The organism is Virgibacillus sp. W0430 (genome assembly GCF_051846935.1).
Taxonomy (GTDB): domain Bacteria; phylum Bacillota; class Bacilli; order Bacillales; family Amphibacillaceae; genus JBPYCR01.
Genome location: NZ_JBPYCS010000005.1, coordinates 15308 through 28647, shown reverse-complemented (window position 1 = coordinate 28647; position 13340 = coordinate 15308). Strand labels below are relative to the sequence as shown.

Annotated in this window: 13 protein-coding genes and 1 riboswitch; of the genes, 8 read left to right on the top strand and 5 right to left on the bottom strand. The window is 37.5% G+C overall.

Features of this window, described 5'->3' with window-relative positions; all coding sequences use genetic code 11:
• The first annotated feature begins 360 nt into the window (after window positions 1–360).
• Both ACLIBH_RS04055 and ACLIBH_RS04050 read left to right on the top strand, forming a co-directional pair.
• The gene (locus ACLIBH_RS04055) at window positions 361–516 is read left to right on the top strand and encodes a hypothetical protein (RefSeq protein ID WP_439315417.1); all 156 of its coding nucleotides are present in this window, start codon (window positions 361–363) and stop codon (window positions 514–516) included.
• 104 nt (window positions 517–620) lie between these two features.
• A complete protein-coding gene (locus tag ACLIBH_RS04050; protein WP_439315416.1) occupies window positions 621–1193 on the top strand; it encodes a superoxide dismutase family protein in 573 nt (190 codons plus the stop codon).
• A 218-nt stretch (window positions 1194–1411) separates the two neighbouring features.
• Here the strand turns inward: ACLIBH_RS04050 and ACLIBH_RS04045 are convergent, their stop codons facing one another.
• Window positions 1412–2578 (bottom strand): MalY/PatB family protein, encoded by a 1167-nt coding sequence (locus ACLIBH_RS04045; protein WP_439315415.1) that lies wholly within the window; start codon window positions 2576–2578, stop codon window positions 1412–1414.
• 686 nt (window positions 2579–3264) lie between these two features.
• Here ACLIBH_RS04045 and ACLIBH_RS04040 point away from each other — a divergent pair.
• Window positions 3265–3510, top strand: coding sequence for a DUF378 domain-containing protein (locus ACLIBH_RS04040; protein ID WP_439315414.1), 246 nt, complete (start codon window positions 3265–3267; stop codon window positions 3508–3510).
• 56 nt (window positions 3511–3566) lie between these two features.
• Here the strand turns inward: ACLIBH_RS04040 and yugI are convergent, their stop codons facing one another.
• Both yugI and ACLIBH_RS04030 read right to left on the bottom strand, forming a co-directional pair.
• A complete protein-coding gene (gene yugI / locus ACLIBH_RS04035; protein ID WP_439315413.1) occupies window positions 3567–3962 on the bottom strand; it encodes a S1 domain-containing post-transcriptional regulator GSP13 in 396 nt (131 codons plus the stop codon).
• 399 nt (window positions 3963–4361) lie between these two features.
• Window positions 4362–4919, bottom strand: a complete 558-nt coding sequence (locus ACLIBH_RS04030) for a thioredoxin family protein (protein WP_439315412.1) — start codon at window positions 4917–4919, stop codon at window positions 4362–4364.
• Window positions 4920–5054: 135 nt separating this feature from the next.
• On the opposite strand from ACLIBH_RS04030, the gene ACLIBH_RS04025 reads away from it, so the two are divergent.
• Both ACLIBH_RS04025 and ACLIBH_RS04020 read left to right on the top strand, forming a co-directional pair.
• On the top strand, window positions 5055–6113 hold the full coding sequence (locus tag ACLIBH_RS04025; protein ID WP_439315411.1) for a M20/M25/M40 family metallo-hydrolase: 1059 nt from the start codon (window positions 5055–5057) through the stop codon (window positions 6111–6113).
• A gap of 295 nt (window positions 6114–6408) precedes the next feature.
• Window positions 6409–6553, top strand: a riboswitch (FMN riboswitch).
• A gap of 171 nt (window positions 6554–6724) precedes the next feature.
• Window positions 6725–7306 carry an ECF transporter S component gene (locus ACLIBH_RS04020; protein WP_439315532.1) on the top strand — a complete coding sequence of 194 codons (582 nt, stop codon included), beginning with the start codon at window positions 6725–6727 and terminating at the stop codon, window positions 7304–7306.
• Between the two features lie 101 nt (window positions 7307–7407).
• On the opposite strand, the gene ACLIBH_RS04015 is transcribed toward ACLIBH_RS04020, so the two are convergent.
• Both ACLIBH_RS04015 and ACLIBH_RS04010 read right to left on the bottom strand, forming a co-directional pair.
• Entirely contained in the window at window positions 7408–7794 is a 387-nt protein-coding gene (locus ACLIBH_RS04015; RefSeq protein ID WP_439315410.1) for a hotdog fold thioesterase, read from the bottom strand.
• A gap of 395 nt (window positions 7795–8189) precedes the next feature.
• A complete protein-coding gene (locus ACLIBH_RS04010) occupies window positions 8190–9119 on the bottom strand; it encodes a 1,4-dihydroxy-2-naphthoate polyprenyltransferase (protein WP_439315409.1) in 930 nt (309 codons plus the stop codon).
• A gap of 253 nt (window positions 9120–9372) precedes the next feature.
• Here ACLIBH_RS04010 and ACLIBH_RS04005 point away from each other — a divergent pair, with 253 nt between their 5' ends.
• From ACLIBH_RS04005 to menH, 3 genes are read left to right on the top strand one after another with little or no spacing between them, the layout of a single operon-like run.
• Window positions 9373–10758, top strand: coding sequence for an isochorismate synthase (locus tag ACLIBH_RS04005; RefSeq protein WP_439315408.1), 1386 nt, complete (start codon window positions 9373–9375; stop codon window positions 10756–10758).
• Window positions 10758–12512 (top strand): 2-succinyl-5-enolpyruvyl-6-hydroxy-3-cyclohexene-1-carboxylic-acid synthase, encoded by a 1755-nt coding sequence (gene menD / locus ACLIBH_RS04000; RefSeq protein ID WP_439315407.1) that lies wholly within the window; start codon window positions 10758–10760, stop codon window positions 12510–12512. The genes ACLIBH_RS04005 and menD overlap by 1 nt, the downstream gene beginning before the upstream one ends.
• Complete coding sequence (gene menH, locus ACLIBH_RS03995; RefSeq protein WP_439315406.1) at window positions 12502–13317, top strand: 2-succinyl-6-hydroxy-2,4-cyclohexadiene-1-carboxylate synthase; 816 nt, start codon at window positions 12502–12504, stop codon at window positions 13315–13317. The genes menD and menH overlap by 11 nt, the downstream gene beginning before the upstream one ends.
• Window positions 13318–13340: the final 23 nt, after the last annotated feature.

Below are 13340 nucleotides of genomic sequence, written 5' to 3'. Positions count from 1 at the left end.
GCACAATCAAACTCTAGTTGTCAACTAGGTAATTGGAACGTTGCTTTGTAAACTTTATCGATCATGTATTCGTAATAATAGGAAGGGTAAGTAAAATTCAGCTTTACTAAATAGCATCCCTATTATAGAGGAAATAATTGCATATAAAACTTTTGGTTTTCGATAACCTTTCCATCGGAAAATGCGACATAGTTTCATATTAGCCTTTAGAAGTATCTTTCCACCTTTGTTAGTTTTTATTAATGACTACAATTTGGGAGATGCTTTTTTGTATTTTAGTACACTGTTTTTCGGCAATATGCAACCTTTCTATAACGGAAAACGTTGTATAATCAACTGACGTAAAAAGGGGGGGAGTTTGTGGATGCACTAATTATCGCTTGTAAAGAGGGGAATTTACAAGCATTTGATAAATTGATTGGCCACTACAGCCCTGCGATTGAGCGGCTTTTGTTTCAAATGGGCATGATCTTGTCGTTACGATTAATAAAGAAGAAATTACCCGTTTTGATTTAGAGCAGTCTATTACGGAATAATAAACGAATTTAACGATTAATCCTGTGGGTTTTGTGAATACTAAAAGAGAAGTCTATTTTCACAATCCTAAAGGAGTAGCCAATATGCGTTTGCTTTTTCTGCTAATTTTCACAGCAATTCTCTTATCTTGTCAAACTGGTGCAAAAACAGCACAGACGGTAAATATGTATAATACCGATGGCGACATGGTTGGAACAGCTAAACTATCGGAAACACCAGATGGGATAAATATTAAGTTGAAGCTGGAAGGATTAACCCCAGGCTTTCATGGCATCCATGTGCACGAATATCCAAAATGTGAAGGTCCTGATTTTATAAGTGCGGGTAATCATTTTAATCCGGATGGTAAAGAGCATGGACTGATGCATCCGAAAGGCGCGCACTTAGGTGACTTGCCTAATATTGAAGCAGATGCTAGTGGAATTGTTGATATTGAATTAATGCTCGCTGAAGCAACATTATTGGACGGTAAACAATCGTTGTTAAAAGGTGAGGGTACGTCTTTAATTGTTACGAAGGATCCGGATGATGGGATGAGTCAGCCTGGTGGTAATGGCGGGACTCGAATAATTTGCGGGAAAATTTCACCGGATACGAAAGAGAATGAAACCCCAACAGATCCAACCGAATCTAACGAAAAAGAAGACGAAGGTTAAGTTAACTTTAGAAGAAGTGCAATCGAGCATTTGGATGGTTTAAGGAAGTTCTTTTAAGCAACACGGTTAATTATACAAATCAAAAATACCGAAAAAATCTTATAAATTCATTATTAAAAGAGAAGCCAGTTTACGGTCTGACTTCTCTTTCAAAGGTGTAATTTTACTAAGTAACTTATATCTCTGGAGCACAGGTGAATTGTACCGAGCAAGTATAGTTAGAGCGCATTTACGGCATGAACGATACGGTTTATACCTTTTTCCAACATTTGACGTGGACAAGCAATATTTATACGCATGAACGCCGCCCCTGCTTCACCATATGCAGCACCAGGGTTAAGACCTACTTTAGCTTCTTCAATCATAAATTTGTGTAGTGCCTCGCTATCCATTTGTAATGAACTACAATCAACCCAAAGAAGATACGTACCTTCTGATCGCACAACTTTTAACGATGTGTTAGTTTCAAGCTGGTCAATTGCCCACGTCTTATGTTGTTCTAACAATTGCATTAGAGATTGTAGCCATGACTCTCCATGTTTATATGCGGCTTCCATCGCGATAACCCCAATTGTATTTAGCATATTGAATCCTTGCTGTGCTAACGCATCATTAATAATCGTTCGCTTTCTTTCATCAGTTGTTATCATGTACGATGCTTGAAGTCCTGCTAAATTAAAAGTTTTCGTTGGAGACATGCATGTTATCGTCTGTTGTGCAATTTCATCTGATAAGGAAGCGATAGGGATATGTTGGTTGCCTGGAAACGTTAAATCAGCATGAATCTCGTCTGCTAATATTAATACATTGTATTTTAAACATAATCTTCCTATTTCCAGTAACTCTTCTTTTTTCCAGACGCGTCCTACTGGATTATGTGGTGAACATAAGATGAACGCTTTAATTCCTTGTTTAAACTTATTTTCTAAATCGGTAAAGTCAATTTTATAATAATTATTGTCTAAAATAAGTTCATTTTCAATTACTTGGCGGTTACTCCCCTTAATGATTTGAAAGAAGGGAGTATATACGGGTGTTTGTAGCAATATTTTATCATTTGGTTGTGTAAATGCTTGAATTGCAATATGTAAGCTTGTGATAACACCAGGGCTAAACGATAACCAGTTTTGCTTAATTGACCAAAGATGTCTATTTTCAACCCATTTGACAATCGCTTCCTTAATTTCTGAGTCAATAATCGTATAGCCATATATTCCGTGATCTGCACGATTTCTTATCGCTTCATTTACTGCTTCTGGAGCTTTAAAGTCCATATCAGCGACCCACATTGGTAGTACATCTTTCGATTTAAAAACAGTATCTAACGCATCCCACTTATATGACTTTGTTTCTTTTCTATTTTGTACGTCTTCAAATAAATTCATTGTATTCTCCTTTATTCAGGTAATATGTTAATTATATCGAATATCGAGTTATTTTACATCGTTCACGAATTGTTTAGATTGAGTCACGTATTTGTGGGTGTTATTTTAAGAAGTTAAAAAACCTCTCTTTGTATTCGTTAATTTTAGTATTGATTCTTACCGACCGCAGTAGATATACACTACGCTTTCCGTGGGCCCGGCCTCAGCCTCCTCTAGAAAATCAGCGGTGTTATTCATGTGTATATCGTTCGAAGTAAAATTGATCACATATTATCTAGTTAGATTCGTGCATCTGTTCCCCCACAACCATTTTACTCATACATTTGTTTATGTATAAACAATAGAGCAAAAAAAGAGCAAAGCGATAATCGCTTTGCTTACAGGGGGAATACGAGAAAGTCTTACATAACATAGTATACCCCGATGAATGGATTATAAACATAAAATCATAAAAAATATTTTTAATCCAATTATCGGTTTCTTTAGAAATGCAACTACTTAAAAACTGTGTTTTAAGCCCAGTTTATTGACGAAATTCAATTAGGAGGATGAACAGCTGCCCTCCATTCGTATAATTTTTTTTATATGGTAAAGACTATTTTATACTGACAAACGAATTGCTTTGTTTCAGTATATAAACACTATGTAGGATTTATTATGCTTATCATATTAAGGGGGTGAAGCAAATGAGTGGAATACAACGAGCTGCACTGGCAATTATGATTATAGGTGCCATCAATTGGGGGTTAATTGGCTTATTTCAATACGACTTAGTTGCGGCTATTTTTGGACAAGGAAGTCAAGCAGCCGGTTTTGCACGCATTATATATACATTAGTTGGGATTAGTGGTTTAATTAGTTTGTCGTTACTCTTTCGATCAGATCGAGCATTTATGGAGCAGGCTGAACAAGAGCCACGAACAGATATTTAATCGAAAAAAAGCTTTCTCCAATAGGGAGAAAGCTTTTAAGTGCAGATTAAACGTTTTTAGTTTTTATACAGCTTTTCCCGTTCTGTTGACTGTTTTAGCCAATCTTCCAATTTATCCTTTAGTGTATGGAATCCTGGTGATTCTTCTTCAACAGGATTTAATTTGGGAGCTTTTTTGTTCGTCGTTTTTTCTGCCGACGCAGCTGCTGGCTCCTCTGTAGCACGAATGGAGAGGGATATTTTATTACTAGCTTCATCAATTTGTATTATTTTTACGTTAACCTCATCCCCTACGTTCAAATGCTCGTTAATATCATTAACAAATCCATTCGTCACTTCCGAAATATGCACCAGTCCTTGGATGTTATCAGAGACAGTTACAAAGGCGCCGTACGGCTGAATTCCAGTTACTTTTCCAGTAATTATTTGTCCGACTTCAAGGTTGTTTGTCATGGTTGAACAACTCCTACTTGTATTATGAAAATTTCACAGATTATTTTATAATAACATAAAGATGATAGGCATTCAAAGGATTAAATTACAAGGATTGAGTCACGTATTAGTGGACGAATATTTAAAATCCTGAAAAACACCTTTTTGTATCGTCTGTTTTAATGTACGTTGACGGCTGAAATATACTCGCTTTCTTTGAGCCATGAAAAGAGCATTCATTTTGCTGTTTTAGGTTAACGAAAAAAAGCAACGGAACTACATGTGTATTGAAGATCGCCGTTGCTAATTTGTTTATAGTAAGTTAAGAAAAAACAAGCTGGAAAAATGCTTCTTATGTTACTTCTCCATATAAAAATTATGATTTACTTTAAAGGGACGTAAATAATAGTCAATAAACGATTACATTGCTTGCTGTAGTGTCTTTTTAATATCTTCATACGAAGCTAACCAGAAGGACTCATCTTCTTTAAATGTTTTTGAAGTATGCATAATAAGTGATTGGAACTTTTCATCATAATTAACGGAATTTTTTTCTGGAAGATCTTTCTTTAATTCATCTGTAAATTGCTTTGTTTTTGGTGCAAGTGGTCCCCATTTCCCTACCTCATCTCCGCTTTCGTTTATAAAGATAAAGATAGGAATTATCCGCTTTCCATTTGTTAAGTAGTGATCCATAAAGTCAGGGTATTTATCACGAGCGAGAAATCTGACTGCCATGTCCGACTTTTGAGCCAATCGAAGGAGTACAGGAATATTTAACATGCAATGTCCACACCAAGGCTCCGCTATAACAATCACATTTAATTTCTTTTGTTTTAAGCTTTGTAAAAAGCCTTCATCATTCGCTGGTATTTGAAATTGGTTATAAATGTGAAAAAATGCTTCCTTATGCTTTTCTAATGATTCCATGTACGTGTCAGGTGCAACGCCTTTTTCAAACCATTCCAGTAATTGCATAAAAAGCCTCCTTTAAAATTTGAGTGAGTTACGTTACATATAGTTTAGCGAACGTATCTGTATTCGTAAACGGAAGTGCTCCAACAATTAATATTTGGTATGATAATAAAAAGATATATTTAGGAGGATGCTAACTTGGAACAGGAAAATGATAAATTTTTATTTGATTTATTAAATACACCGTCCCCTTCAAGTAATGAAATGGAAATACAAAAAAAGTGGATATCATACGTTGAACCATATGTAGATGAAATAAGAACAGATCATGCCGGTAATGCAATTGGCGTACTTAACCCTGAAAAAAGCTTTAAAGTTTTATTAGCTGGTCATTGTGATGAGATTGGATTGATTGTTAATCGGATTGATGACGCTGGATTCTTACACTTTGATAAAATGGGTGGCATCAATCCAAAGGCAGCGGTAGGTATGAAAGTTACGGTTCTTGGATTTAGTCAAACGTGTACAGGTGTAATCGGGGTTAATGCACAGCATCATGGCGGTTTAAAAGATGCGTTTGGACTAGAAGATTTATTTATTGATTGTGGGTTTAAGTCGAAAGCCGAGGCAGAGAAATATGTACAAATAGGAGATTTGGCTGTTTATAAAACAGAACCAGTACAACTGATGGATCGATATGTTTCTGGCAGAGGGTTGGATAATCGTACAGGTGCATTTATTGTTGCAGAAATTATAAAACGATTAGCAAAGATGGAATGTCAAGTAGGAGTTTACGCAGCGAGTACAGTAAATGAAGAAACAAACATGGGTGGAGCATATTTTGCTGCTTCAGCTGTAGCGCCTACAATGGCAATTGCTTGTGACGTAACGTTTGCAACCGACTATCCTGGTGTAAATAAAAATAAATATGGTGACGTTCAACTTGAAAAGGGGCCAGTTATTGCTAAAGGTGCTCCAATCAATAGAAAAATAAATAAACTTTTGGAAATGGCAGCAAGACAAAAGCAGATAAATTTGCAATATGAGTTAACACCCCGCATGACAGGTACGGACGCTGATAAAATGCGCTTAACTGGGAAGGGTGTTCCAGTTGCACTCGTTTCTTTGCCATTACGCTATATGCATTCTCCAGTAGAAACAGCGAGCAAAAAAGATATTGAAGAAGTGATTGAATTACTCGTTTCAATGATTGCTGGATTAACCGGGGAAGAAAACTTAAATCCTTTGGAAGACTAATTCAGTGCTTGAAATGTCCTTAATAAGTAAAATATGTAAAAAACAACCGGAAATAATGCCGGAAGTGAGTGTTGTTTTTGAGTAAGTTCAAGGACTTTTCTTGAAAAGTGGATAGATTTGTTCTGAACTTTGAGCGCGACAACCGCAGCCCATTTTGGGGAGAAGAATTCTTCATAGTCCTTCACTATGCATGCGTTGTATTTACGATAAACGTTGTACAAAAGTGAGAGATTAATAAACGAACGCCTTGCAAAATGAAATGAAAGCTGTATAATAAGTGGTAATAAAATATCGATTCCATTTTCGGGGCAGGGTGAAATTCCCGACCGACGGTAAGGAAGTTGAATTCCAAGCCCGTGACCCGCAGCGGCAATTGCCGAGCGGTTGACCCAGTGTAAGTCTGGGGCCGACAGTTACAGTCTGGATGGGAGAAGATGAAGCCGTTTTTTGATATGGTTGTACCATGTCTAATTTTCCTATGCACATACATGCCCTAAAGCCGATAGTATTGGTTTTAGGGTTTTTTAGTTAGGATGAACAAACGTATGCAAAACGGCTTACCCTTCATCAGTAAGATATGGATCGATATAGGATGAAGGAGGAGATCGATGATGCAGTCATCAAGACGATCATCAAAATTAGTAAAACTCATTATACTTTCTTTGTTAGGAACGATTTCGCTCGGGCTGTTTTTTCTAAATTTCCCGTTGCCATTTTTACCGCCGTATTTAAAAATTGATTTCAGTGATGTACCTGCAATAATGGCGGCACTTATTTTTTCACCATTAGCAGGTGTGCTCGTTGTAGCGATTAAAAATGTTTTATATTTAGTAATCGGGGGAGCGAGTGATCCAATAGGAGTTACTGCAAACTTCCTTGCAGGTGTAATGTTCACTGTCCCAGTAGCAATCCTTTATCATAAGTATAAAGGTGTTAAAAGCGTTGTTTCCGGTCTTATTACAGGGACGATTATAATGGCTGTCGGTATGAGTGTGTTAAACTACTTTATTATTTTACCCGCTTATTCGTGGCTTGTCGGAATGGAAATGAACGATCAAATTAAATGGGTAACAGTTACAGCAGGGGTGCTTCCATTTAACGTGATTAAAGGAATTGTTGTTGGATTGTTATTTGTTCCATTATTTATAAAAATGAAAAGCTGGATTGAAGAAAAGCGTATGAAGTTTGTATAAAAAAACTACAATCAAAATTCTTTTATTAAAAAATAGAAAAGTCAGCTCGTTCCTTTTGTAAAAAAAGGACTGGCTGACTTTTTTATAATTATTTATTAAGCTCATCTTTTTGGAACAACACCTATTGTACAGCGAGAAATGCAAATTAAATCATTTTTCTCATCATGGATGTTAATATTCCATACCATCGTTGTTTTACCGATATGAAGCGGCGTCGCTTTTGCAGTTACAACGCCAGATTTTTTGCTTTTTACATGATTTGCATTTATTTCCATCCCGAAAACATTAAAAGAAGCTTGATCGATGTTTAAATATGCCCCAATGCTTGCAGCAGTTTCTGCTAGCAGTACACTAGCACCACCGTGCAAATAACCTGCTGGCTGATGTGTACGATCATCAACAGGCATCGTCATTTCTACGAGTTCAGGCTTTAGTGTAATTATTTCAATTCCTAATGCTTTCATTAATGTGTTTTGAGGTTTATCCATCTTTCTCTCCTCGTATAATATATTTAGGCATTAATCTTAGCCTATTTATTCTGATTCAATTGTGAGTTTTGAGTTATACCGACTTTATTACTCTGTTACCTTACGCTGCAGGCGGACCTTCCCGCGGGTACGTCTTGAACCTCTTGCTCGCAAAGAGGGCTCACTGTGGGATTCCAAGACGCATGCTTTCCCGCTGGAGTGGCCTTCCATTCCAGATAACTCAGTTTGTGCTCTGATTTGTAAATGAATGACCTGTATCTTATTCTCCTTGCGGTCATAATCGCATTTATAAGCCTGTTTCCTAGTGTACGTTTTGACCTTCAAACACGCAGGCTGTACGCCTTGATATCTTACTATTTAACTATCATTTTCTTGAATATCACCGAAAGTCTTTATTACAAAAGTTTATCTAATAATAAAGACAAGCCGAGCAGTACGCCATAAAATGTATTTGTTTTTCCTGTAGCAATCATTGCTGGCATCATTTCAATTGGGGTCGATTTTCCTTTGAAGCCACGGATAACATCGACTGCTTTTTTTATGCTAACAAATGTAAGTACCGACCAAAAAGGAAGAACTCCACTCAAAATGTAAATTAGTGTTAAACTGTAGGCAAACAGAAAGGAAGCACCTAAAAGGCGTATCGCATTTTGTTTACCGACGAGGATTGCAATAGTTCTTCGTCCATTTAGCTTATCACCGTCTAAGTCGCGAATATTATTAGCAAGTAATATCGCGCCAATAAAAATAGCAATAGGCAATGAAATAAATATAATAGAGGCAGAAACGTGCATTGTTTGGATAAAGTAACTAATAGAAATGATTACTGTACCCATAATGAACCCAGCACATATTTCACCGAATGGTGTATAAGCAATAGGAATTGGACCGCCTGTATACAGATAACCAAAAAGCATGCAAATGAGTCCGATTACAGCAATCCACCAGCTCGACTCCATACATATGTAAATACCGAGCAAAAGGGCAATTCCAAAAAATAAAAGAGCTAAATTGTAAACGGTCTTTGGTGAAATCCCATCGCGTACAATCGTACCTCCGATACCGACCGATTGCTCATTGTCCAGTCCACGCTTATAGTCATAATACTCATTGAACATGTTTGTAGCTGCTTGAATAAGCATAGAAGCGACTAACATGGCGATAAATAAATATATATTGAAGAAGCCTTCTAATAGTGCTGCCATTGTTCCAGTAAATACGGGTACGAAAGAAGCAGTCAATGTATGCGGGCGCAGTAAACGCCACCATATTTGAACACCTTCACGTTCATTTAGTGCTTTTTTTATATCTGTTTTACTTTGCATATTTGCTCTCTCCCTAACATGGTGCATATCAACACTATTTTAGAGAAACGGTTACGACCTGTCAATTTCTAATCGGGGGTTAAGTAGTTGCTGTTACGAAACGTATGGAAACTTTTGAGTGACAGTGGAATCGGTTTGAAAAGGCATTCCTTTAGAAGTGTAATTTACAATAATAGTCCTTTTCTTGAGAAACGGACAAAAAGAGCATAAAATGGAGAAGGAGTCCTCAAGTAGCGTATCGGAGGTTAAAGAAATGATTGAAGTAAAAGAAAAATCAATGGAATCCGTATTCTCTCTCGCCATTCAAAAAGCGAATAAACAAAATACAGTACAAATAGCCAGCTTCACACAAGAAATAAGAATAAAAGATTTGTTAAAATTGTTTGAAGCAGCGAAAAAGTTTAATAAAAACCGTATGTTTTGGACGAGTACAGAAGCTGATTATTCTATTGTTGGGATTGGAAAGACGTGGGAAATTACTGCTCAATCCTCACGTTTTACAGTAACTAAGCAAAAGTGGGAGCAGCTTCTTGCCGAAGCGATTGTCCATGATCCATATGAGGCGGAAGGAACGGGTATTGTAGCTCTAGGTGGTATGTCTTTTGATCCGGATGGACAACAAACAACCTTGTGGAAAAACTTCCTTTCAAGTCAATTTATCGTCCCGGAGTTTATCGTATTTAAAAATAAGTCAAAAAGTTATTTGACGATGACATCAGCCGTACAGCCAAATGACCAATTGGACACGTTTATATCGAAATGGAATCAAATAGTAGAATTACTTGATGCACCGGTTCAATTTCCACAAGCTACAACTATACGCTACAAAAAGGAAATTGGAAGCGAAGAATGGATTGAAATTGTAAAAAAAGCAATAGATGAGATAAAAAAACAACGGGTAAAAAAAATCGTACTTGCTCGAGAACTGCGTGTGAAATTAAATAAACAGGCAGAGGTAGCGGTAGTTTTAAAAAACTTAATAAATAAACAAAAAAACAGTTTCATTTTTGCCTTTGAACAAGGTGAGGACTGCTTTTTAGGTGCTACGCCAGAAAGACTTGTGAAAATACACGGAACTAGCCTATTTTCCACGTGCTTAGCAGGAACTGCACCAAGAGGTAGAACAAAAATGGAAGACAACCAGATTAGCGAAGCACTTTTGCACGATGAAAAAAATAGAGAAGAACATGACTACGTTGTCCAAATGATTAAAAAAAGCGTGGAAGACTATTGTACAGACATTGATATACCGACAGAACCGATCGTATATCAATTGAAAAATCTCCATCATTTATATACACCTGTTCACGCAAAAATCAAAAAAGAGGTTAGCTTATTTGATATTATAGAGAAACTGCACCCTACCCCAGCGCTTGGGGGTGTTCCTAGGGAAGAGTCATTAGCATTTATAAGAGAAAATGAGCAGCTAGACAGAGGATGGTATGGCGCGCCTGTTGGCTGGATCGATAGTAAGGGGAATGGAGAATTTGCTGTCGCAATCCGTTCTGGTTTAATTCAAGGAGATGAAGTTTCCTTGTTTGCTGGGTGTGGCGTAATGAAAGACTCGAATCCGGAAGCGGAATATGAAGAGACAAAAGTAAAGCTACTCCCAATGCTAACTGTTTTGGAGGGCTCGTAATGGATTATACAGAAATACTTACAAAATATACCGGCAATTTTGTGGATGAGCTTGCCCAAAGTGGTCTTCGTAATGTAGTAATATCGCCTGGTTCTCGTTCTACACCACTTGCGATGATGTTTGCCGAGCATGAGCAAATAAAAGACTGGGTAATTATTGATGAACGTTCGGCCGCTTTTTTTGCTTTAGGTATTGCAAAGGAATCAATGAAGCCGGTAGCACTACTTTGTACGTCGGGCACAGCTGCTGCTAATTATTATCCGGCTGTTGTAGAAGCTTATTACAGTCGTATACCGATAATTGTACTTACAGCGGATCGTCCGCACGAATTACGTGATAGTGGAGCATCCCAAACAATTAATCAAATAAATATGTACGGGGACTATATAAAATGGTTTCATGACATGGCACTGCCAGAAGCTTCGGAGCAATCATTAAGCTATGTACGTAGTAAGGCTTCTCGGGTTATTTATGAAGCTTGTTCTGGAAATAAAGGTCCAGTGCATTTGAATTTTCCATTTCGTGAGCCTCTCGTTCCAGATTTCAATGTAACTGATTTTTGGGGTAAGAGAAATGAAAGACGACCATATCATGCGATGATGTCGGGGGAAAAGAAGCTTAGTGTGACCGATCTAGAAAAACTTGCAGCAAGCATTAATGGATACAAAAAAGGAGTTATCGTTTGTGGGCCACAAGTTGATCAGCAACTTGCAAGCGCCATCGTGAAATTAGCTGCGGCATGGAATATACCTGTATTAGCAGATCCTTTATCCCAGCTACGTGCAGGAAGCCATTCAAAAGAACAAATTATTGAAGGTTTTGATGCTATTTTACGTTATCCAGCAATTCGAAATCGGTTAAAGCCCGACTATATCATCCGATTTGGTGCGATGCCTATTTCGAAGAACTATTTATTTTACGTAAAAGAAATGCAAAATGTGCAGCAGTTCGTAGTAGAAGTACATTCCGGATCACGTGACCCAGCTGGAAATGCCACGCAATTCATATACAGTGATCCAGTTACATTATGTGATGATTTACGCAATCACTCTAGTGCAACAGACAATTTAAATAGAGAATGGTTGGCTGAATGGCAGCAACTTAATCAGTCAGCTAAAAAACATTTAATGAATCAAATGGATGATCAAGGTGAACTAACGGAAGGGGAAGCAGTCAAGTGTTTATTTGAGGCGATTCCTATGCATAGCTGTTTGTTTGTAGGGAACAGCATGGCCATTCGGGATGTGGATACGTTTTTTATGGCAACGGAGAAAAACATTTCCATCCATGCGAACCGGGGAGCGAGTGGAATTGATGGGGTAGTTTCCAGCGCACTCGGTACAGCAGCCTCTGCAACAAAGGCAGCAACCCTTATTATAGGTGATTTGTCTTTTTACCATGATTTAAATGGATTATTAACAGCAAAACAATATGATTTAAATCTTACAATTCTTCTTTTAAATAATAATGGTGGCGGAATCTTTTCTTTCTTACCACAAGCGAAGCACGAAAGAAATTTTGAGAAACTATTCGGCACACCACTTCATATTGACTTTGAGCAAGCGATTAATATGTATGACGGAAAATATAGTGTGGCTGACACACCTGAAAAGCTAAAACGGCTGCTTGCATTAAGCTATGCACAATCTGGTTTATCCGTTATTGAAGTGAAAACCGATCGAAATGCGAACGTCCAATGGCATCGCGACAAGTGGAGTAGGATTGAAAAGGAATTGTTTAAAAATGAATCATAGACGTTCTTTATTTTCAACCGACGGTGCTACATATGCCTATGAAATAAGGGGGAAGGGCCCACCACTTCTCTTAATGCATGGGTTTACCGGCAGTCGCTTAACGTGGAAAAACGTAATTAAACAGTGGGAAAATCAATACATGTGTATTACGCTTGATATGCCTGGCCATGGAGAAACAGTTATTCACTCCCCACGAACGATGGATAGATTTAGTTCAGATATTAAGCAATTTCTAGCATATTTAAAGCTGGAAAAAGTGCACTTAATTGGATATTCAATGGGGGGGAGAGCGGCGTTAAGCTTTGCACTGCTTTATCCAGATTACGTAGCATCTTTAGTACTTGAAAGTGCCTCACCAGGATTGGAGAAAGAGGCTGATAGGCAAAAGCGGCGCAGTCAGGATACAAAGCTTGCCGAAAAAATAGAAAAAAAAGGGCTCGCTTCATTTGTTGACTACTGGGAAAGTATTCCTATGTTTGCCAGTCAAAAAGCATTACCAAAAGAAATACAAAAAGAGGTTCGGAAAGAAAGACTTTCACAGACGGAAACAGGTTTAGTGCAGTCGTTACAATTTATGGGGACTGGTGTTCAACCCTCATGGTGGGAGGCGTTACAAACTTGCCATGTAAAAACGCTTTTAATTACTGGAAGTAAAGATGAAAAATTTATTAATATTAATAAACGAATGCTGCTATATTTACCATACGCAAGCTATTCGGAAGTTGAAGATGCCGGACATGCTGTTCACGTGGAACAACCAGCCGTTTTTGGTAAACTAGTAGTATCATTTCTAAAACAAAGATAATTTAATTAATCAAGGAGGAAATT